Annotated in this window: 20 protein-coding genes; 4 read left to right on the forward strand and 16 right to left on the reverse strand. The window is 74.1% G+C overall.

The window, feature by feature from the left end; translation table 11 throughout:
- Positions 1 to 29: 29 nt before the first annotated feature.
- Complete coding sequence (locus ACPOLB_RS20610) at positions 30 to 560, reverse strand: hypothetical protein (protein WP_425257909.1); 531 nt, start codon at positions 558 to 560, stop codon at positions 30 to 32.
- Positions 561 to 719: 159 nt separating this feature from the next.
- Here ACPOLB_RS20610 and ACPOLB_RS20615 point away from each other — a divergent pair, with 159 nt between their 5' ends.
- On the forward strand, positions 720 to 1,640 hold the full coding sequence (locus ACPOLB_RS20615) for a hypothetical protein (RefSeq protein ID WP_425257910.1): 921 nt from the start codon (positions 720 to 722) through the stop codon (positions 1,638 to 1,640).
- 2 nt (positions 1,641 to 1,642) lie between these two features.
- On the opposite strand, the gene ACPOLB_RS20620 is transcribed toward ACPOLB_RS20615, so the two are convergent.
- The 14 genes from ACPOLB_RS20620 to ACPOLB_RS20685 form a co-directional block, all read right to left on the reverse strand.
- Positions 1,643 to 2,449, reverse strand: a complete 807-nt coding sequence (locus ACPOLB_RS20620; protein ID WP_425257911.1) for an EAL domain-containing protein — start codon at positions 2,447 to 2,449, stop codon at positions 1,643 to 1,645.
- Positions 2,450 to 2,524: 75 nt separating this feature from the next.
- Positions 2,525 to 3,268 carry a 3-oxoacyl-ACP reductase FabG gene (fabG, locus tag ACPOLB_RS20625; protein ID WP_425257912.1) on the reverse strand — a complete coding sequence of 248 codons (744 nt, stop codon included), beginning with the start codon at positions 3,266 to 3,268 and terminating at the stop codon, positions 2,525 to 2,527.
- Positions 3,265 to 3,726 (reverse strand): hydroxymyristoyl-ACP dehydratase, encoded by a 462-nt coding sequence (locus tag ACPOLB_RS20630; protein ID WP_425257913.1) that lies wholly within the window; start codon positions 3,724 to 3,726, stop codon positions 3,265 to 3,267. The genes fabG and ACPOLB_RS20630 overlap by 4 nt, the downstream gene beginning before the upstream one ends.
- Positions 3,723 to 4,523, reverse strand: coding sequence for a beta-ketoacyl synthase chain length factor (locus ACPOLB_RS20635; protein ID WP_425257914.1), 801 nt, complete (start codon positions 4,521 to 4,523; stop codon positions 3,723 to 3,725). Before ACPOLB_RS20635 ends, ACPOLB_RS20630 begins: the two co-directional genes overlap by 4 nt.
- On the reverse strand, positions 4,520 to 5,704 hold the full coding sequence (locus ACPOLB_RS20640; protein WP_425261955.1) for a beta-ketoacyl-[acyl-carrier-protein] synthase family protein: 1,185 nt from the start codon (positions 5,702 to 5,704) through the stop codon (positions 4,520 to 4,522). The genes ACPOLB_RS20635 and ACPOLB_RS20640 overlap by 4 nt, the downstream gene beginning before the upstream one ends.
- A 20-nt stretch (positions 5,705 to 5,724) precedes the next feature.
- The gene (locus tag ACPOLB_RS20645; protein ID WP_425257915.1) at positions 5,725 to 6,498 is read right to left on the reverse strand and encodes a class I SAM-dependent methyltransferase; all 774 of its coding nucleotides are present in this window, start codon (positions 6,496 to 6,498) and stop codon (positions 5,725 to 5,727) included.
- Positions 6,495 to 7,334, reverse strand: coding sequence for a polysaccharide deacetylase family protein (locus ACPOLB_RS20650; protein ID WP_425257916.1), 840 nt, complete (start codon positions 7,332 to 7,334; stop codon positions 6,495 to 6,497). Before ACPOLB_RS20650 ends, ACPOLB_RS20645 begins: the two co-directional genes overlap by 4 nt.
- A 50-nt stretch (positions 7,335 to 7,384) precedes the next feature.
- Positions 7,385 to 9,799 carry an MMPL family transporter gene (locus ACPOLB_RS20655; RefSeq protein ID WP_425257917.1) on the reverse strand — a complete coding sequence of 805 codons (2,415 nt, stop codon included), beginning with the start codon at positions 9,797 to 9,799 and terminating at the stop codon, positions 7,385 to 7,387.
- On the reverse strand, positions 9,796 to 10,419 hold the full coding sequence (locus ACPOLB_RS20660) for a LolA-related protein (RefSeq protein ID WP_425257918.1): 624 nt from the start codon (positions 10,417 to 10,419) through the stop codon (positions 9,796 to 9,798). The genes ACPOLB_RS20655 and ACPOLB_RS20660 overlap by 4 nt, the downstream gene beginning before the upstream one ends.
- Entirely contained in the window at positions 10,397 to 11,332 is a 936-nt protein-coding gene (locus ACPOLB_RS20665) for an acyl-CoA synthetase (RefSeq protein WP_425257919.1), read from the reverse strand. Before ACPOLB_RS20665 ends, ACPOLB_RS20660 begins: the two co-directional genes overlap by 23 nt.
- The gene (locus ACPOLB_RS20670) at positions 11,329 to 13,002 is read right to left on the reverse strand and encodes an AMP-binding protein (protein WP_425257920.1); all 1,674 of its coding nucleotides are present in this window, start codon (positions 13,000 to 13,002) and stop codon (positions 11,329 to 11,331) included. Before ACPOLB_RS20670 ends, ACPOLB_RS20665 begins: the two co-directional genes overlap by 4 nt.
- 58 nt (positions 13,003 to 13,060) lie before the next feature.
- Positions 13,061 to 13,681, reverse strand: a complete 621-nt coding sequence (locus tag ACPOLB_RS20675; RefSeq protein WP_425257921.1) for a hypothetical protein — start codon at positions 13,679 to 13,681, stop codon at positions 13,061 to 13,063.
- Positions 13,682 to 13,689: 8 nt separating this feature from the next.
- Positions 13,690 to 13,992, reverse strand: coding sequence for a phosphopantetheine-binding protein (locus ACPOLB_RS20680; protein WP_425257922.1), 303 nt, complete (start codon positions 13,990 to 13,992; stop codon positions 13,690 to 13,692).
- A 139-nt stretch (positions 13,993 to 14,131) separates the two neighbouring features.
- Positions 14,132 to 14,629: a DUF1499 domain-containing protein gene (locus ACPOLB_RS20685; protein ID WP_425257923.1), complete on the reverse strand. Its 498-nt coding sequence runs from the start codon at positions 14,627 to 14,629 to the stop codon at positions 14,132 to 14,134.
- Between the two features lie 36 nt (positions 14,630 to 14,665).
- On the opposite strand from ACPOLB_RS20685, the gene ACPOLB_RS20690 reads away from it, so the two are divergent.
- Positions 14,666 to 16,411 (forward strand): M14 family metallopeptidase, encoded by a 1,746-nt coding sequence (locus tag ACPOLB_RS20690; RefSeq protein WP_425257924.1) that lies wholly within the window; start codon positions 14,666 to 14,668, stop codon positions 16,409 to 16,411.
- Here the strand turns inward: ACPOLB_RS20690 and ACPOLB_RS20695 are convergent.
- Positions 16,365 to 17,909 (reverse strand): helicase HerA-like C-terminal domain-containing protein, encoded by a 1,545-nt coding sequence (locus ACPOLB_RS20695; RefSeq protein ID WP_425257925.1) that lies wholly within the window; start codon positions 17,907 to 17,909, stop codon positions 16,365 to 16,367. The genes ACPOLB_RS20690 and ACPOLB_RS20695 overlap by 47 nt on opposite strands.
- A gap of 136 nt (positions 17,910 to 18,045) precedes the next feature.
- Here ACPOLB_RS20695 and ACPOLB_RS20700 point away from each other — a divergent pair, with 136 nt between their 5' ends.
- A complete protein-coding gene (locus tag ACPOLB_RS20700; RefSeq protein ID WP_425257926.1) occupies positions 18,046 to 18,771 on the forward strand; it encodes a YebC/PmpR family DNA-binding transcriptional regulator in 726 nt (241 codons plus the stop codon).
- 7 nt (positions 18,772 to 18,778) lie between these two features.
- A complete protein-coding gene (gene purD, locus ACPOLB_RS20705; RefSeq protein ID WP_425257927.1) occupies positions 18,779 to 20,032 on the forward strand; it encodes a phosphoribosylamine--glycine ligase in 1,254 nt (417 codons plus the stop codon).
- The last annotated feature ends 27 nt before the right edge of the window (positions 20,033 to 20,059 follow it).

The raw sequence follows: 20,059 nt of genomic DNA on the forward strand, positions 1-20,059 counted from the left end.
GCCTGACAGCTGCCGGCGGCTGCCCGCCATCAACGGTAGCCTTGTTCGGCGGCGCTGTGGATGATCCAGATGAGGTGGGCGTTCGAATCGAAGCCCGCCCCGCCTGCGAAGATCAGCCGGCCCTGGCCCTTGTACACGGCCTCGTGGCGGTAGCGGTCCGACCCGAAGTTGAACGGGATCCAGGCCTTGCCGGTCATGTACGAACCCTGGTCGGTGGGCGTGCCGGCGATGTCGAGCACCTGCTTCATCGGCATGCCGATCTGCAGCTGCGTGAACTTGCTGCCCGGTGCGGGCTTGCCGGTGATCTCGCCTTCCCAGTCGTTCAGGCCCTTCACCTTCTGGCCGTAGCCGGCTTCCACCTTCTTGGCGTCGACGACCTCGCCACGCTCGTTCATGCCGGGGCCGATCTTGGGGCCGGCGGGGGCGGCGGCCGGTGCCGCGGCGGTGTCGCTCTTGGCCGAGCCCATGCCCGGGATGCTGCCGCAGCCGGCGACGGCGACGGCGGCCAGGAGACTGGCGATGCGCAGCGCTTGCTGCGTGGAACTGGCGGGTTGGCGCATGGTGTACTCCCTCGTGAGTGGAACGGTGTCGGCGACGCTGCAGCGTCTGTTTCAGATGCTAACGCCAGGCCCGCGGCCCGCGCCAGACCGGGTTCCCCTGCGCGCCACGCAGCCGCGTAGCTTGCGGCAACATCCGCCGTCCGCTTCGATGGCTGCACCATGACCCCACAAGACTCCCGGTTCCTGCAACGTCGCCGTCTGCTGCTGCTCGGCGCAGCCGCCCCGGCGCTGGGCCTGGCCGGCTGCGGCACGCCGCTGCCGCTGGGCGCACCCGACCCGGCGTCCGACCCGGTGGCCGAACGCCTGCTGCAGCACAGTGCCGACGTGCACGGATGGTCGGCCTACCGGCAGCTGCGCGACATCAACGTGCGCTACGACGGCGCCTGGCGGCCCATCATCGACCGCATCCAGCCGGTGGTCGTCGACAAGGGCTACCGCGGCTGGTCGGAAGAGCGCCTGCTGCCGCAGGCCGGCGTGGTGGCGCAGGCCTACACCGGCCCGGCCGGGCGCAAGCACGTGTGGTGGCAGCGCGGCGACGGCAGCGCGGCGCGGCCCGGCGAGGTGGGGGTGTGGTTCAACGGCCAGGCCAGCACCGACGCCGGCGTGCTCGCCGCCTCGGCGCTGGTGGCCGAGGGCTACGGCCTGTTCCTGCTGGGGCCGCTGTGGCTGGCCGGACGTGGCCTGGTGGCGCAGCGCGGCGGCACCGAGCGCGTGGACGGCCGGCTGTGCGACGTGGTGCAGGTGTGGAAGCGCCCCGGCCTGGGCCGCGTGGCGCTGGACCGCGTGGCGGTCTGCATCGACCAGGGCAGCGGCATCACGCGCCGCGTGCGCTTCACGCTGGAAGGCTACAGCGGCACGCAGGGCGCCGTGGCCGAGGTCGACACCTTCGACCACGCGCGCCGCTTCGGCGTGCTGTGGCCGATGCGCTCGTACGAGGAGGTGGTGCACCCGCTGCGCCTGCCGGCGCACGACTGGCACATCGCCGGCCTCGACGTGGACCGCGGCTACGATGCCGCGGCGCTGCGCGGGCCCGAGTTCAGCGGCGCGGCTGCAGCGCCGGCGCGGACCGTGGCGTCCTGACGTCAGGCGGCTGCAGGCCAGGCGATGGTGCCCGGCTGCGCCAGCGCGCGGAACTGCGGCCGGCCGAACAGGTAACCCTGCATCAGCGTGACGCCCTGGTCGCGGAAGAAGTCGTGTTCGGCACGCGTCTCCACGCCTTCGGCGATGACGGTGATGCCGAGGTCGCGGCAGATCGCCAGCATGCCGCGGGAGATGGCCTGGCGCGCGGTGCTGGTGTCGATGCCGCGCACCAGCGCCATGTCGAGCTTGATCAGGTCGGGCCGGAAGTCGGCCAGCAGCGTCAGGCCGGCGTAGCCGGCGCCGAAGTCGTCGATGGCGGTCAGGAAGCCGCAGCGCTGGTACTCGCGCAGGATGCTGGCGAGCCAGGGGCCGTCTTCGACGCGCTCGCCCTCGGTCACCTCGAAGACGATGCGGTCGGTCGGAAAGCCGTGCACGCGCGCCGCTTCCAGCGTGGTGCGGATGCACACCTCGGGCTTGTAGACCGCGTTGGGCATGAAGTTGATCGACAGCCGGTCCTGCATGCCCAGCTGGGCCGCGGTCTTGATGGCCTTCACGCGGCAGGCCTGGTCGAAGCGGTAGCGGTTGTCCTGCGTCACCTGGTCCAGCACCCAGCCGGCGCCCTGCCCCGTGGGGCCGCGCACCAGGGCCTCGTGCGCCCACACGCTGCGCGTGGCGACGTCGACGATGGGCTGGTAGGCGTAGTCGAACTGGAAGACGAGCTTCTCGGCGTCGGCGCAGCCCGGGCAGGCACCGCCGGGCGCAGCGTCGAGCTGGGCGAAATCCGACGGGGCGGGTTCAATCTTGATCATGGCAGCGCAGGGACCCTCAGGCCAGGGATATCGGCCACGCAGCGCGCATCTTGAGCCCGCCGGGCACCGGCGCGCTCAATACAGGCCGCCGTTGACCGACACCACCTGCCCGGTGATGTAGCCGGCGGCCGGGCTGGCGAGGAAGCCGGCCAGCGCCGCGACCTCGTCGGGCGTGCCGGCACGCTTGGCCGGCACCAGGCGCTCGATCATGTCCTTGTCGAAGCTGCCGTCGGCCATCGGCGAGGCGATGATGCCCGGCGCGATGGCGTTGACGGTGACGCCGCGGCTGGCCACTTCCAGGCTCAGCGCCTTGGTCGCGCTGTTCAGCGCGCCCTTGGCCGCGGCGTAGTTGACCTGGCCGCGGTTGCCGGCCAGTGCCGCCACGGACGAGATGTTCAGGATGCGGCCCCAGCGCGTGCGCAGCATCGGCAGCAGCAGCGGTTGCGTGACGCGGAAGAAGCCGTGCAGCGAGACATCGATGACGCGGTGCCACTGCTCGGCCCGCATGCCGGGGAACACGGCGTCGTCGTGGATGCCGGCGTTGTTGACGATGATCTGCACCGTGCCAGCCTGCAGCATCGCGGCCACGGCGGCAGCGGTGGCGGCGTCGTCGGTGAGGTCGAAGACGCAGGTCTCGGCGCTGCCGCCCGCCGTGCCGATCTCGGCCGCCAGCGCCTGCACCGCGGCGGCGTTGGCGTTGGCGTGCAGCAGCACGTGGGCCCCGTCGGCGGCCAGGCGGCGCGCGATGGCGCTGCCGAGCGCGCCGCTGGCGCCGGTGACGAGGGCGCGCTTGCCGTGCAGGCCGGAAGGAGGGGTCATGGGGGAACGAGCGGGGTGTTGAGCACGACGGTGGCGCGGCCGTCCACCAGCAGGCGGCCCTGTTCGTCGTGCAGGGTGAACTGGTACAGCGCCTGCTGGTCGGCGCCGGCCAGGCGCGTGGCCTGCACCAGCAGCAGCCCGGGCACGTCGTCCAGCCGCGGCACGTGCAGCGTGACGCTGCGCGCGGCCGCCAGGAAGCCGGCCGACGGCGTGCTGCCGGGCAGCGCGGTCAGTGCGCCGTGCAGCGCCATCGCCTGCGAGGCGTATTCGATCGCCACCGGTGCCAGCAGCCCGCCGGGCGAGCGCAGCGGGTGCGCGGCGTCGCGGTGGCTGCTGGCGCGGCAGCGCACGGTGTCGGCGTCCCAGCCGAGCAGCCCGTCGAGCAGGCACATGCTGCCGCTGTGCGGAATGCGCGCGGCGATGCCGTCGCGGTCGAGCGTCTGCGGGGGGGTGCTCATGCCGGCGCCCGTTCCAGCGCTCTTTCCAACGTGAGCTGCAGGCCCATGCCCGGCAGGCCCTCGATGTGCACCGGGCCGGCGGCGCCGCCTGCCAGCGCCTGCAGCAGCGGCAGCGCACGCGCCGCCGGGATGCCGGTGCGCAGCGCGTCCAGGCCGGCGTGGCCGCAGGGCGTGGGCGCGGTCTCGGGCTCGAGCGTCAGCGCCAGCCGCGTGCCCGGGCCCAGCAGCAGCGCCACGCCGAAGGCATCGGCCACCGGGCGCTTGGCGTGCAGCGGGTCGGGGTAGGGCACGTCGGCCGCCACCAGCAGCACCGGGGCCTGCAACGTGGCCACCTGCGCCATCGCCTCCAGCAGGCCGGCCGCGAAGCTGCCGTCGAAGGCCGACAGGCTGGTCGACGCCGCCATGCCGTGCACCGCGATGTGCCAGTAGCCGCCCGGCGCGTTGTGCACCGAGTTCGTGAAGCGCGTCGGCGACACCAGCCGCTCGGGCGCGGCCAGCGCCTCGCACAGCGCGTGGCAGTTGGCGGGCTCGCCGGTGGACGAGGTGAAGACCGTGGCCAGCGTGGCCGGGTCCAGCCCGGCCGCGGCCAGTGCCTGGTCGGCGACGACGATGGACACCTTCACCACCGCGCCGGCGCGGCGGCGCTCGGTGGGCGGCAGGCGCTGCGGTGGCGGCACCACGGTGGCGGCAGGCTGCCACAGCGCGGGGTCGCGCAGCAGCGGCGCGCCGCTGGTCCAGTCGGCCAGCCCCGGCCCGAGCAGGCCGATGCCCAGCACGTCGGCGTGCAGCGGGCTCATCGCACCCCTCCGAAGATCAGGCAGGCATTGCTGCCGCCGAAGCCGAAGGAGTTGCTGGCCACCACCTGCAGCGGCCGCTGCAGCGGCTCGCGCAGCAGGTGCGCGTGCAGCGCCGGGTCCTGCGTCTGCAGGTTCAGGTTCGGCGGCGCCAGCCCGTGCTGCAGCGCCAGCAGCGCGATCGAGGCCTCGACGCCGCCGGCCGCGCCCAGCGTGTGGCCGGTGTAGCCCTTGGTGCTGCTGCAGGGCAGCGCCGTGCCGAACACCGTGCACACGGCCTGGTCCTCGGCGGCGTCGTTGCCCGGCGTGCCGGTGCCGTGCAGGTTCAGGTGGTCCACATGCCCGGGCTGCAACCCGGCCTGGGCCAGCGCCGCGCGCATCGCCAGCGCCGCACCCGCGCCCTCGGGATGGGGGCTGCTCATGTGGTGGCCGTCGCTGCTTTCGCCGGCGCCCAGCAGCCAGCCCATCGGCCGGGTGGCGTCGCGTTCCAGCAGCGCGAAGGCCGCGGCCTCGCCGATGGACAGCCCGGCGCGCGTGGCGTCCCAGGGGCGGCAGATCTCGCCCGACGTCAGCTCCAGCGCCTGGAAGCCGTACAGCGTGGTCATGCACAGGCTGTCGACGCCGCCGACCACGGCCGCATCCACCAGGCCCAGGCGGATCATGCGTTCGGCCGCCGCGTAGACCTTGGCGCTGGACGAGCAGGCCGTGGACACCACGTGCGCCGGCCCGGTGAGCCCGAGCGCGGCCCGCACGTAGCGGGCCACCGAGTAGGTGTTGTGGGTCTGGCCGTAGTGCAGCCAGCCGGGCAGCGCGCCGGTGGCGGCGTCGCGCGCGCGGTAGGCCAGCTCGGTCTGCAGGATGCCCGAGGTGCTGGTGCCCAGGAACACCCCCACGCGCTGCGCACCCCAGCGCGCCGCGGCGGCGCGCACGGCGTCGCCGAAGCCGTCGGCGCGCAGTGCCAGCTCGGCCAGGCGGTTGTTGCGGCAGTCGTAGTCGGCCAGGTCGGCGCGCCAGTCCAGGCCGTCGATGCCCGCGACCACGCCCAGCCACGAGCCGATGTCGGCCGTCTCGAAGCCGCGCCGCGCCAGGCCCGTGCGGCCGTCGCGCAGCGCCGCGAAGGTGGCGTCGCGGCCGTGGCCCAGCGCCGTGACCAGGGTGTGCTGCGTGATGCCCAGCGGCTGCATGCGGGGGATGGGTGTCGTCGTCATGGGCGGTCGGCCACCAGCAGCACGTTGGCGAACGGCGTGCCGGCGCTCATCGGCACGGCGCGCACGGTGAAGCCCAGGCTCTGCAGCGCGGCCGTCCACTCGGCGACGCTGCGGCCCCAGGTCGGCGGCGCGCGGTGGCCGCGCACCCAGGTCACGAGCATGTCGACCCACTGACTGATGCGGAAGCCGCCGGCGTCGGCCATGTCGCCCACGCGCAGCAGCAGCCGGCCGCGCGGGCGCAGCGCCTCGTGCACGCGGCGCAGCACGGCGTCCTGGGCGGCGTGGTCCACGTAGTGCAGCACGTCGAGGATGACCACCAGCTCGCAGGCCGGCAGCGGCGTGCTGCACATGTCGCCGCAGACGAAGCGCGGCGTGGTGCCGTCGCCCAGCGTCAGCGTACCCACCGCCGCCTCGGCGCGGCGCACGTCGCGCGGCATCAGCTCGATGCCGGTGTAGGCGGTGGCCCGCGGCGCCGCGGGCCAGGCGGCGGGCCAGCGGCCCGCGTCGGCCAGCCGCGCGCAGCTGTGCAGCAGGCTGGCCAGCAGCCCCTGGCCGCAGCCGATGTCGACGACGCGGCCGCCGAGCAGGTCGCCGCGCTCCAGCATGCCGCGGAACACCGGGTCGCGGCCCAGCTTGCCGCGCGCGAAATGCCAGGCGAACTTGCCGGCAGCGCGGTACGGCTGCGTCGCGGCGTCGTGCAGCGCGCGCCAGAAGGCGTCGGTCTCGGCGTTGCGCGGCGGGCTCAGGTGGGTCTGCTCGGAATGGTTCATGGGGTCGGGTGGCGCGTCGGCAGCGCCGCCTGCAGCGTGGCGGTGTGCAGGCCGGCGGCGCGCACGCGCGCCAGCAGCGGCGGCAGCACGTCGAGCAGCACCGGGCGGCCGGCGACCGTGCGCCGCGCGTGGCCGTCGTGCAGCAGCAGGATGTCGCCGCCGGCCAGGCCGCGTTCCAGACGTGCCAGCACGCGCGCGGGGTCGGCGTCGCGGGTGTCGAAGCCGCGCCGCGTCCAGCTGACCAGGTGAAGCCCCAGGCGGTGCAGCACCGGGTCGAGCAGCGGGTTGCGCAGCCCGGCCGGGGCGCGGAAGGCATGCGGCCGGCGGCCGGTGATGTCGGCCAGCCGCGCCTGCGCCGCGGCGATCTCGCGTTCCAGCTTGCGCGGGCCGCTGAGCGAGAAGTCGTGGCGGTGGCCGTCGCTGTGGTTCTGCACGTCGTGGCCGCGCGCGACGATCTCGCGCACCAGCGCCGGGTGCCGCGCCGCGCGCTGCGCGATGCAGAAGAAGGTGGCCCGTGCGCCCAGCGTGTCGAGCAGGTCGAGCACGGCCGGCGTGACGGCGGGGTCGGGACCGTCGTCGATGGTGATGGCGACGGCGCCGCGCGCCGCGCTGGCCGCGGGCAGCCGGGTGACGTTGGCGCCGAGCACGCTGCTGCGCGGCCACAGGCCGGCGGCCGTGAGGCCCAGGTGGTTCAGCACCACGCTGCCCAGCGCCCAGGCTTCGACCCCGGGCACGAACAGCGCCGCGCCGGCCGCCATGTGCAGGCCCACGCTGGCGCGCAAGGCGGGCGGCCAGGGCCAGCGGGGGGCGGCGGCGGGGGCGGGGAGGGGAGCCATCGGCGGGACGGTACTGCAGGCGGCCGGCGCTTCCGGCATGCAAAATTTTGTCACAGGCGCTGCGCACCCTGCCGGCGCGGTGACCGGCCTGGCCGCGCCGGCGGCGGGTTCGGCCGCGGCGCGAACGCCGCCGCCAGCACCAGCGCCAGCAGCGCCCCCGGCGCGACGACGCGGCCGATCGCCGACAGCGCCGGGATCGTCGACAGCGCGATGAGCCCGAAGCCCAGCACGGTGGTCAGGTTGGCCAGCGCCAGCGAGGCCAGCGTGTCGTCGCTGGCGGCGCCGTCGCCGCGGTCGCGCGCCATCGTGAGCTGGTCGAAGAACAGGGCGTAATTCGAGCCCACGGCCACGATCAGCAGCAGCCCCACCAGGTGCAGGATGCCCAGCGGCACGCGCAGCAACGCCAGCGCACCCAGCGTCAGCAGCACCGCCAGCAGCAGCGGCTGGCACACCGCGAGCAGGCGGCGCAGGTTGCGCAGCATCAGCGCCACCAGCAGCAGCACGCCCAGGGCGCCCAGCAGTGCCTGCATGCGCGCTTCGCCCAGGTAGCGGTCGTACATGCGGCCGAGCTCGCCGCCGATGTCCACCAGCTGCGTCTGCGGCAGGCCCTGCAGTGCCGTGCGCACGCGGTCCAGGTCGATGTTCTCGCCCACCGGCTGCAGCGGCAGCAGCGCCGACCAGCTGCCGTCGGGGCGGCGCAGCATCATCGCGTTCAGCAACGGCGCGATCGCCGAGTCGCGCGCGGACTCGGGTGTGGCCAGCGGCAGCGCGCGGGCCTCGTCGACCGCGGCGACGAAGGGCACCAGGCGGCGCGCCGGCAGCGGCCCGCCTTCGGTGGCTTCTTCCAGCGCCGCCATCAGCGCCGCGGTGGACGGCAGCGCGGCCTGGCGCCGCTGCTGCGTCTGCAGGCTGGGCAGGAAGCGCGTGACGCTGTCGAAGCCGGCGATGACACGGTCGTTGACCAGCTGCTCCAGCCGTTCCGATGCGGCTTCGGCGCGCTGCAGCGCGGCCTCGGCGTTGGCACCCTGCACGACGACGAAGACGGCGCCGTCGGCGCCCGGGCTGATGTCGGCGCGCAGGCTGGCGTCGAGTGCCAGCGCCTCGCGCGACACCGGGCTCAGCGACGACAGGTCGGCGTCCCACAGGTCGCCCCGCTGCAGCACCAGCACCGCCGAGGCCAGCCCCAGCGCCAGCCACAGCGCGCGCGTGCGCGGCAGCACGGCCACCGCCCAGCGCGCGCCCTGCGCCAGCTGGCGGCGCAGGCCGACGCCGCGCGAGCCGTCGGGCATCAGCACCGGCAGCAGGTAGCGCGTGGCCAGCAGCGCGCCGACCAGCCCGACGATCGAGAACACGCCCAGCTGCTGCAGCCCCGGGAAGCCCGAGAACAGCAGTGCCGCGAAGCCGCACACCGAGGTCAGCAGCCCCAGGCGCAGCGTCGGCCAGCCGCCGGCCAGCCACTGCCGCCAGCCCTGGCCGCCGCGGCCGCGCGCCTGGATCAGGTAGTAGATCGCGTAGTCCACGGCCTCGCCGATCAGCGTGGTGCCGAAGCCCAGCGTCACGCCGTGCACGCTGCCGAAGACCAGCCCCACCGCGGTGATGCCCAGCAGCACGCCGGTGGCCACCGGCAGCAGCGCCACCAGCAGCGCGCGCGGCGAGGCGAAGGCCGCCAGCAGCAGCACGCTGACCAGCACCGTGCCCGAGATCGCGAGCCAATGCACCTCGGCCTCGATCTGCGCCCGGCTGTCGACCGAGAACACCGGCGCGCCGCTGACCAGCAGCGTCAGCCCCTGCGCCTGCAGCGGCGCGAAGGCGGTGCGGATGGCGGCGATGGCCGCCTGCTGCGCGTCGAGGTCGGCGCCGTCGGCGCGCACGCCGGCCAGCAGCAGCGCGCGCGGTGCCTCGCGCGCCACCCAGACGCCATCGTCCGTGCGCGGCGCGCGCACCGGGATCATGCTTTCGGCGATGCGCTGCACCTCGCCGGTGGGATCCTGCTCCAGCAGCGGCTTGATCGCCGCGCCGGCCGGCGTGCCCAGCAGCGACAGCGTGTCGTCGATCGCGTCGCGCAGGCCGTCGGCCTGGAAGCGCTCGGGCGTGACGGCCGGGCTCAGCAGGTAGCGGCGCTCGACCATCCAGCGGCCGATGTCGGCCCAGGCGTCGTTGTCGCCGTTGCTGACCTGCTCGAACAGGCCGCTCGCGCGCAGCGCGGCGGCCAGCTGCTTCGACGCCGCCACGCGCGCCGGCGCGTCGCCGCCTTCGATGCCGATGAACAGCAGCCGCGCCGGCGCGCCGCTGCGGATCTGGTCGATCAGCACGCGCTGCTGCGCGTCTGCGGTGGCGGGCAGGAAGGCCGAGAGGTCGGCCGCGAACGGCGTGCGCGCGATCTGCCAGCCGGCCAGCAGCAGCGCCGCCAGCCACAGCAGCAGCACCGTGGCGCGGTGCCGCGGCGTCAGCGCGTGCTGGGTCATCGGCCGGCCGTCGGGGCGGTCAGCGGCTCGACCAGCATCAGCGAGCGGTCACCGCCGGCCAGCCGCAGGTCGATGCTGCGCACGTCGCCGCCCAGGCCCGCGATCTGCAGCTGCTCGACGCTGCGCGCGAGCCGGCTGTCGGTGGGCGTGAGCGTCAGCACCCAGCGCGCCGGCACGCCGGTGACCTCGGCGCGGAAGTGCCGCTGCAGCGCCGCGGCGTCGCCGTTGAGCGTGCCGCGCATCGCGTCGGCCAGCGCCGCCAGTTCGGGGATGGCGTCCAGCACCATCTGCCGCGTGCGCGTGCCGCGCTTGAGCACGACGTTGTTGCCTTGCACTTCCATCGACTCGGCGCGTGGCTCCTCGGTGTAGCGCGCGAAGCGGTCGGGCGCCTGGAAGGTCAGGCGGCCGCTGGCGCGCAGCGTGGCGTCGAGCGTCGTCACGGTGCGTTCCTCGGTGAAGCGTGCCTCGCCGCCCTTGCGCTGCGCCAGCTGCGCCATCAGCGCCGCCAGGTCGAACGCGGCCCAGGCCGGTGCCGCGGTGCAGGCCAGCGCCAGCAGCAGCAGCGCACGGCGCAGGTGCGTCACCGCGCGCGCCGGCTCAGGCGGGCGCGTCGTCTTCATGCCAGTAGTCATAGAAGTTGAACCAGTTGTAGGGCGCTTCGCGGCACAGGGCCTCCAGGCGCTGCACGTAGTCGGCCACCGCGGCCAGCACGAGGCGTTCGCGCTCGGCCGGGTCGGTGGGCGGATCGCGGAAGTCGGCCAGCGGCTCGAAGCGCACGTCGTAGCGGCGACCGCCGTGGTACAGGCCGACCATGAAGATGACGCGGCGCCGCAGCATCATCGCCAGCCGCATCGGGCCGTCGGTGAACTGCGCCGGCCGGCCGAAGAACGGCAGCGTGATGCTGCTGCCGTGCACGGCGTCGCTGGGCACGAAGCGGTCGCCCATCAGGCCGGTGAGGCCGCCGCCGTCGAGCCAGTCGCGGATCTGCAGCGCCGAGCCGCGCTGGCCGATCGGGATGATGCCGAGCTCGAAGTGCGGCGCCAGCGCCTGCAGCACGCTGTGGATCATGCGCGCGTTGCCGGGGTACATCACCATCGCCACGCGCAGCCCCGGGTGGCTGGTGCCCACGGCGTGCAGCGCCTCGAAGCTGCCGAGGTGCGCGCCCAGCAGCATCGCGCCGCGGCCTTCGTCCACCGCGGTGTCCACCAGCGTGTTGCCGCGGATCTGCATGTCGAACACGTCCATGCGGCCGCTGGCGAACCAGATGCGGTCCAGCGCGACCGAGGCGAAGGTGTGGATGTGGCGGTACAGGTCGAGCCAGCCCGCGGGCCGGCCGAGCGCGCGGCCCAGGTAGCGCCGCGACTGCCGCCGCGGCAGCGGCGCGAACAGCAGGTAGTACAGCGTGATCGGGTGCAGCACCAGCCGCGCCACCGGGCGCCCCAGGTGGGTGGCGATCCAGGCGATCGTGCGCAGCGCCAGCATGTTGCTGCGCTCCTGCGCCGCGGTCCAGTCCTTGGCGGCCGCACTGGTCATGTCGGGTGGCCGGGTGCGAGCTGCCCGCGCGCCACGGCGGCGTCGTCGCGCAGCACCTCGAAGGCGACACCGCTGCCGTGTACGCGGAGTGCCACGCGCAGCGCGGTGCCCGGCCCCACCGGGGCGATGAACTTGACCTGCGCGATCTGCGGCACGGCGCCCAGGCGCTGGCGCAGCGCGGGCTGCGCGTCCAGCGCGCGCAGCACCAGCGACAGCAGCACCACGCCGGGCAGCACCGGCTGGCCGGGGAAGTGGCCGGCGAACGACGGGTGGTCGGCAGGGATCTCGAACCGGTCACCCTCGCTCAACGCATCGCGCGCGAACCGGGCCAGCGCCTGCGCCGTGAGCTTGCCGGTGGCCTCGCGTGGCAGCGACGGCACGTGGATCACGCGCCGCGGCACGAAGGCCGCCTCCAGGTGCGCGCGCAGGGCCTCGATGACCTGGCGCGCGCTGAGCGTGGGCGCCACCACGAAGGCCAGCGTGCGCGTGATGCCGTCGGCGTGCTCCTCGGGCATCCAGAAGGCGCCGTCGTCGACACCCGGGATGCGGTTGAGGTGGAAGTTCAGGTGCGCCAGCGAGCTGCGCTTGCCGGCGACGTGGATCAGGTCGTTGGCGCGGCCGAGCAGCCGGAAGTGGCGGTCGTCCTGCAGTTCCAGCACGTCGGCCAGCGGCGTGGGTTCGACGACGTGGCCGCCTTGCACCAGGAAGCGTTCGCCGGCGCTGTCGCCGTCGGCGGCATCCTCGCGCCAGATGCGCAGCGCGCCCAGCGTCTGCCAGGTCTCGCCGGCGGTGGTGCGGCGCGCGGCCACCTGGCCGGCTTCGGTGCAGCCGTAGATCTCGACCAACTGGCCGTCGAAGGCGGCCTCGGCCTGGGCCGCCAGCTGCGGCGACAGCGGCGCGGTGGCCGACAGCACCAGTTCCACCGGCGGCAGCGCCACGCCGGCGAGCAGCAGCGTCTTCAGGTGGAACGGCGTGGTCACCAGCGCGCGCGGTGCCGGCACGCGCTGCAGCGCCTCGGCGATGTCGGCCGGGTAGAACGGCCGGCCGGCGTCGAAGCAGGCACCGCCCAGCAGCGCCAGCAGCACCGTCGACTCGAAGCCGTAGCTGTGCTGGGCCGGCACGGTGGCCAGCACGTTCAGCCCGTGCAGCGACGGACGGCCCAGGAACCCCGCCAGCCGCTCGGCCTCGGCGCCGATGTTGGCGACCAGCGGCCCCCAGCGCTTGGCGTGCGGCTGCGGCGGGCCGGTGGAGCCGCTGGTCAGCAGGCACACGGCTTCCAGGTCCACCGGGATCTGCGGCACGGCATGCACCGGCGCCGCGTCCGCCGGCGCCTCGACGAAGACCGCGTGCAGCCCGCCGACGTCGAGCGCCGCGTCGTCCACCAACGCGTAAGGGGCGTCGGCGCCGCCCTGCAGCGTGCGCAGCGTCTCGGGCAGCGCGTTCGGCGGCATCAGGCTGGTCTGGCCGCGCAGCAGCGCCGCGGCGAGACCGAGCGCGAAGCGGTAGCGGTCCTGGCACAGGTTGATCGGCCGGCCGCGTGCCGGCAGCTGCTCGGCCAGCAGCGTGGCGTCGCCGAGGAACTGCGCCGCGCTCACCGGGGCGCCGCGGCGCCAGGCCAGCGGCGCGTGCAGGTCGCGCGGTGCCAGCAGCGGCAGCGTGGCGGCGGTCACCGGACGCCCCTGCACGCTGCGCGCCGCGGGGTGGGCGCACGGGAGCGGCCCGGCGCGCTCATGAGCCCGAGGCGCGGTAGGCCCGGAAGGCCTGCGCCAGCGTGACGCGTTCGAACTCGGGGTGGCGGCGGTAGCGCATCAGGTGCTCACCGACGAAGAAGCCCACCGCTGCGGCCGGCGTCAGCACGCCGCAGAAGAACGACCACCAGGTCCAGGGCGCCAGCGCATAGACCAGCAGCGAGACCACGATCATGCCGGCGAAGAACAGCACCCATGCGCCGGTGAGCCAGCGGGTGTAGGCGCGCATCTCGGGCGTGAAGACGCTGTGCACGCGCTCGGCCATCAGCGTGATCAGCGGCGTCGCGCCGGGGCGCAGCGTCATGCCGAAGGTCCAGCCCAGGCTGGCATGGATGGCGGCGTGCTGCAGCACGTACAGGCGGTTGATGTCGGCGCCGCCGCGCGCCACCAGCAGCACCAGCAGCAGCGCCAGCCCCGCGCAGGCGGCCAGCGTGGGCCAGTGGCGCTTGAGCGCGCCGCCGATGGCCAGCGCCAGCAGCAGCGGGCCGAACAGCGCCGCCACCGACCACGGGTGGTCGGGCCAGCGCGCCATCATCGTGGTGGACAGCAGCGTGTAGCCGACGAGGGCGGTCGCCACGGCGACGATGCGCCAGATCGGCATGGGCGCGCTTACTTCGTGCGGTGCTGCGCCACGTGGGCGGCCAGGCTGCGCAGCGACTGGAAGATCTGGTGGTTGTTCTCGTCGTCCGAGCGCAGCTGGAATCCGTAGCGGTGCGAGACCTCCAGCGCCACTTCCAGGATGTCGATCGAGTCCAGGCCCAGTCCGTCGCCGAACAGCGAGGCGGCGGGGTCGATCTCGGCCGCCGGGGTTTCGAGGTTCAGGGCCTGCACGAACAGCTCGGCCAGCTCACGCTCGAGCGTGGGCAGGTCGGAAGCGATGGCGGCGGCGGACACGATTTGCGACTCGGACACGGAAACTCTCCAAGGGAGGCACCAGGAATGTGCGCGCCCCCAAACCCCGCGATTGTAGGCGCGTGGCCGTGGCCGGCTTCCGCGCGGGGACCCGGATCGGGTGGGCGTGCGCCGGGCGGGCGGACCCGATCGTGGCCTGTCAGGAGTCGGGCCGCATCCAGGCCGCCCGCAGCGCCTCGATGCGCGCGCGGTTCACGCCGCGGTCGCCGTGGCCGATGCGCGAGGCCGAGCGCACGTGGATCACCCCGGCCGCGGGGTCGACCCAGAACTCGACGTCGTCGACGAACCCCAGCCAGCGCGACGTGCACTGCACGTAGAGGTAGTCGGCGCTGCCGCGCACGACACGCGCACCGGGCATCGCCGCGGCCAGCGGCTGCAGACGGGCGATGGCGTCGGCGGCGTCGCCGCGCAGCGGCAGCGGCGCGATGCCGGCATCGGTCCGGCGCGGGTGGGCGACCCAGAGCGCGGCCTGGCTGCTGACGCTGTTGGGCGTGGTGGACGGCGCCTTCAGCCGGCCGCCCTGCACCCCCAGGTCGGCGGGCTCGCTGCCCGCCAGCAGGCCCAGGCGGCCCGCCAGCAGCAGCGCGCCGCCCAGCACCGCGATCGACAGCAGCAGGCGTGTCAGCCAACGTTTCATCACGGCATTGTGGCCTGCTGCTGGCAAGATGCCGCGATGGGCAGGAACCGGTGGCGCAGCGCGTGGTGGGAGTCGGGGGCGGCAGGCCTGGCCGCCGGGCTGCTGGCCGCGGGCGCGGCGGTGGCGCAGGTGGCGATGCCGCCGGCGTCGGCGGCCGCGGCGCCGGCCGCGCCAGCGGCTGCGTCCGCGGCTGCGTCCGCGGCGTCGGCCCCCGGCCTGCCGTACAGCGAGGCCGTCGCCGCCCGCTTCCCGGCGCCGACCGAGCGTGCGGACACGCCGGGCCTGCAGCCCGGGCGCAGCACCTTCACCAGCAACGAGGAACTGTCGGCGCTGCTGGCCGCGCTGGCGCAGGTGCCGGGCGTGCGCCGCATCGCCGCGGGGGTCTCGCAGCGCGGCACGGCGATCGAGGCGCTGCACTTCACCGTCGCCGCGCCCGCTGCGTCCTCGTTCGCCGGCGGCGCGCGCCCGCGCGTGCTGCTGCTGGGCCAGCAGCACGGCGACGAGCCGGCCGGCAGCGAAGCGCTGCTGGCGCTGTCGCGCGAGCTGGCCGGCGGCGCGCTGGCGCCGCTGCTGCAGCACATCGAGGTGCTCGTGCTGCCGCGGGCCAATCCCGACGGCGCGGCGTTCGGGCTGCGTGTGGCGATGGACGGGCAGGACATCAACCGCGACCACCTGCTGCTGCGCACGCCCGAGGCCGGCGCGCTGGCGAGCCTGGCGCGCCGGTTCACGCCGGCGCTGGTGGTCGACGTGCACGAGCACACGGTGGTTGGCCGCTACCTGCAGAAGTTCGGCGCCATCCAGCGTCACGACCTGCTGCTGCAGCACGCCACCGCCGCCAACCTGCCGCCGGCCCTGGCCGCCGCCACCGAGGCCTGGTTCCTGGCGCCGCTGCGCAGCGCGCTCGACGCGGACGGCCTGACGCACACCTGGTACTACACCAACCCGACGACGCCGGGCGACCTGCGGCTGTCGATGGGCGGCGTGCAGCCCGACACCTTGCGCAACGTGCAGGGGCTGCAGCACGCGGTGAGCATCCTGCTGGAAAGCCGCGGCGTGGGCATCGGCCGGCTGCATCTGGAGCGCCGCGTGCACAGCCACCTGGTCGCGCTGCGCAGCCTGCTGCACAGTGCCGCCGAACGCGCCCCGGCCCTGGCTGCGCTGCAGCAGGCGCTGGCGCAGCAGGTGGCTGCGGCCGCCTGCGAGGGCACGGTGGCGGTGCTGGCGGCGCAGACGCCGACCCGGCGCGTGCTGCCGATGCTCGACCCCGCCACCGGCGCCGACCTGCCGCTGGAGGTGCAGTGGAACTCGTCGCTGGAGCTGCGCACGCTGGTGCAGCGGCCGCGGCCCTGCGGCTACTGGCTCGCGGCCGAAGCGGGCGAGGCGGTGGCGCGGCTGCAGGCGCTGGGCGTGCAGGTGCAGACCCTGGGGGCGCCGCAGCCGCTGCTGGCCGAGACGTGGCGCGAGACGGCCCGCGTCGAGACCGACCGCCCCGACGTGCGCGGCCGCATCGCCGACGCGCGCCGTGCGCTGCTGGTGACGGTGCAGACCGAGCCGCTGGCCCTGCAGGCCGGTGCCGGCAGCTTCTACGTCGGCCTGGACCAGCCGCTGGCGCACCTGGTGGTGGCCGCGCTGGAGCCCGACACGCCCAGCAGCTACTTCGCCAACCGCCTGCTGCCCGCCCTGGGCAGCGCGGCGCGCGTGCTGCGCCGGCCCGCCGCCGGCGCCGCCGCGGTGGTCAGCGCCGGCGACCCCCGAGCAGCGAGCCCAGCACGCCGCGAATGATCTCGCGCCCGACCGCGGTGCCGATGCTGCGCACCGCCGAGGTGGCGGCGGCTTCCGCCAGCCCGGGGCGGCGCCCGCCGCGCGGGCCGGTGCTGCCGAACAGCACGTCCTTCAGGCCGTCCATCATGCCGCCGCCTTCGGCCGGCGCCTGGCCGGCCCCGGCACTGGCCGGGCCGCGCGCCGTTCTGCCCTGCAGGCCGCCGCCCGCTGGCGCTTCGGCGGTGGCGCGGCCCTTGATCTTCTCGTAGGCCGAGTCGCGGTCCACGGTCTTCTCGTAGGTGCCGGCCACCAGCGATCCGGCCAGCAGCGCCTTGCGCTGCTCGGGCGTGATGGGGCCGATCTGGCTGCCCGGCGGCAGCACGTAGACACGCTCGGTGATGCTGGGCCGCCCCTTGGCGTCGAGGAAGCTCACCAGTGCCTCGCCCACGGCCAGCTCGGTGATGGCGGTGGCCATGTCGCCGATGGCGGGGTTGGCGCGCATGGTCTCGGCGGCCGACTTCACCGCCTTCTGGTCGCGCGGCGTGAAAGCGCGCAGCGCATGCTGCACGCGGTTGCCCAGCTGCGCCAGCACGGTGTCGGGGATGTCGAGCGGGTTCTGCGTCACGAAGTACACGCCCACGCCCTTGCTGCGCACCAGGCGCACGACGAGCTCGATGCGCTCGGTCAGCACCGCCGGCGCGTCCTTGAAGAGCAGGTGCGCTTCGTCGAAGAAGAACACGAGTTTGGGCTTGTCGAGGTCGCCCACCTCGGGCAGCAACTCGAACAGCTCGCTCAGCATCCACAGCAGGAAGGTGGCGTACAGCCGCGGAGCGTTCATCAGCCGGTCGGCGGCGAGGATGTTCACGACACCGCGGCCGTCCACGGTCTGCATGAAGTCGCTGATGTCGAGCATGGGCTCGCCGAAGAACTTGTCGCCGCCCTGTTCCTCGATCTGCAGCAGCCCGCGCTGGATGGCGCCGATGCTGGCGGCGCTGACGTTGCCGTACTCGGTGGTGAACTCCTTCGCGTTGTCGCCGACGAACTGCAGCATCGCGCGCAGGTCCTTCATGTCGAGCAGCGCCAGGCCCTGGTCGTCGGCGATCTTGAACACCAGATTCAGCACGCCGGCCTGCGTGTCGTTCAGTGCCAGCATGCGGGCCAGCAGCAGCGGACCCATGTCCGAGACCGTGGCGCGCACGGGGTGCCCCTGCTCGCCGAAGACGTCCCACAGCGTTGCCGGGCAGGCCACCGATTCGGGCGTGCCCAGGCCGCGTTCCTTCAGCACCGCGGCGAGCTTGCCGCCGATGCTGCCGGCCTGCGTGACGCCGGTGAGGTCGCCCTTCACGTCGGCCATGAACACCGGCACGCCGATCTTGCTGAAGTTCTCGGCCAGCGTCTGCAGCGTGATCGTCTTGCCGGTGCCGGTGGCCCCGGTGATCAGCCCGTGGCGGTTGGCCAGCGCGGGCAGCAGGTGGCATTCGGTGGCGCCGTGCTGGGCGACGAGGATGGGATCGGGCATGGCGATGGGGCTCCGTCGGCTGAGGCGTCGGCGAGTCTAGCGTCCCCGTCGCGGCCCGGCCGCGTGCCGATCAGTTCTGGCATGAGGCTGCCGCCGCCGTAAACTCGCTGCCTTCGACGAAGGAGCTTCCCCCACCATGGCCGGACATTCCAAATGGGCCAACATCCAGCACCGCAAGGGCCGCCAGGACGAAAAGCGCGGCAAGGCCTGGACCCGCGTGATCCGCGAGATCATGGTCGCCGCACGCCTGGGCGGCGGCGACGTCGCGTCCAACCCGCGGCTGCGGCTGGCGGTTGAAAAGGCCAAGGCCGTGAACTTGCCGGTCGACACCGTCAAGCGCAACATCGACAAGGCCACCGGCAACCTCGAAGGCGTGAACTACGAGGAGATCCGCTACGAGGGCTACGGCATCGGCGGCGCCGCGATCATCGTCGACTGCATGACCGACAACCGCGTGCGGACCGTGGCCGAGGTGCGCCACGCCTTCAGCAAGTACGGCGGCAACATGGGCACCGAAGGCTCGGTCGCGTTCCAGTTCAAGCACTGCGGGCAGTTCGTGTTCGCGCCCGGCACCAGCGAGGACAAGGTCATGGAAGTGGCGCTGGAAGCCGGCGCCGAGGACGTGATCACCGGCGACGACGGCGCCATCGAGGTGCTGTGCGCCCCGGCCGACTACGAGGCCGTGAAGGCCGCGCTGGAAGGCGCCGGGCTGAAGCCCGAGATCGCCGAGGTGACGATGCGCGCCGAGAACACGGTCGAGCTGGAAGGCGAGGACGCCGCGCGCATGCAGAAGCTGCTCGACGTGATCGAGGACCTCGACGACGTGCAGGACGTGTTCCACAACGCGGCCCTGTCGGCGTGAGGCGCGCATGAAGGTGCTCGTCATCGGCGGCGGCGGCCGCGAACACGCGCTGGCCTGGAAGCTGGCGCAGGGCGCGCGCGTGCAGACCGTGTACGTGGCCCCCGGCAACGCCGGCACCGCGCTCGACCCCAACCTGCGCAACGTGCCACTGAGCGACCCCGCGGCGCTGGCCGACTTCGCCGTGGCCGAGAAGGTGGCGCTGACGGTCGTCGGCCCCGAGGCGCCGCTGGCCGCCGGCGTGGTCGACGTCTTCCGCGCCCGCGGCCTGCGCATCTTCGGCCCCACGCGGGCCGCGGCGCAGCTGGAGAGCTCCAAGGCCTTCGCCAAGGAATTCATGCAGCGCCACGGCATCCCGACCGCGCTGTACGCCAGCTTCACCGACGCCGCAGCCGCCCATGCCCACGTGGACAAGCACGGCGCGCCCATCGTCGTGAAGGCCGACGGCCTGGCCGCCGGCAAGGGCGTGGTGGTGGCAATGACGGCCGAGGAAGCGCACGCCGCCATCGACACCATGCTGGGCGTGCCCGGCGGCCGTGTCGTGATCGAGGAGTTCATGGACGGCGAGGAAGCCAGCTTCATCGTGCTGTGCGACGGCCAGCACGTGCTGCCGCTGGCCACCAGCCAGGACCACAAGCGCATCTTCGACGGCGACCGCGGGCCCAACACGGGCGGCATGGGCGCGTACTCGCCGGCGCCGGTGGTCACGCCCAACGTGCATGCGAAGGTGATGCAGGAGATCATCCACCCCACGCTCGCCGGCATGGCCAAGGACGGCCACCCGTTCACCGGCTTCCTGTACGCCGGGCTGATGATCGACGCCCAGGGCCAGCCGCGCACGGTGGAGTTCAACTGCCGGCTCGGCGACCCCGAGGCCGAGGTCATCCTGATGCGGCTGAAGAGCGACCTGTTCGAGGTGCTGATGCATGCCACCGACGGCACGCTGCACGAGGCCGAACTGCAATGGGACCGCCGCGTCGCGCTGGGCGTGGTGATGGCGGCCGCCGGCTACCCCGGCACGCCGCGCGCGGGCGACCCCATCACCGTGCTTCCGGCGGCGTCCGACGACCTGCAGGTCTTCCACGCCGGCAGCACGCTGAAGGACGGCCAGCCCGTCACCAGCGGCGGCCGCGTGCTGTGCGTCACCGCGCTGGGCGAATCGGTGCGGCTGGCCCAGCAGCGGGCGCTGGACGCCGTGCGCACCATCCACTTCGACGGCGCGCAGTGGCGCAACGACATCGGCCACCGCGCCATCAGACATTGACCCCCCCGAAGCGCCTTCGGCGCCTCC

It is taken from the genome of Rubrivivax soli (genome assembly GCF_049810355.1).
In the GTDB taxonomy this organism is placed as follows: Bacteria; Pseudomonadota; Gammaproteobacteria; order Burkholderiales; family Burkholderiaceae_C; genus Rubrivivax.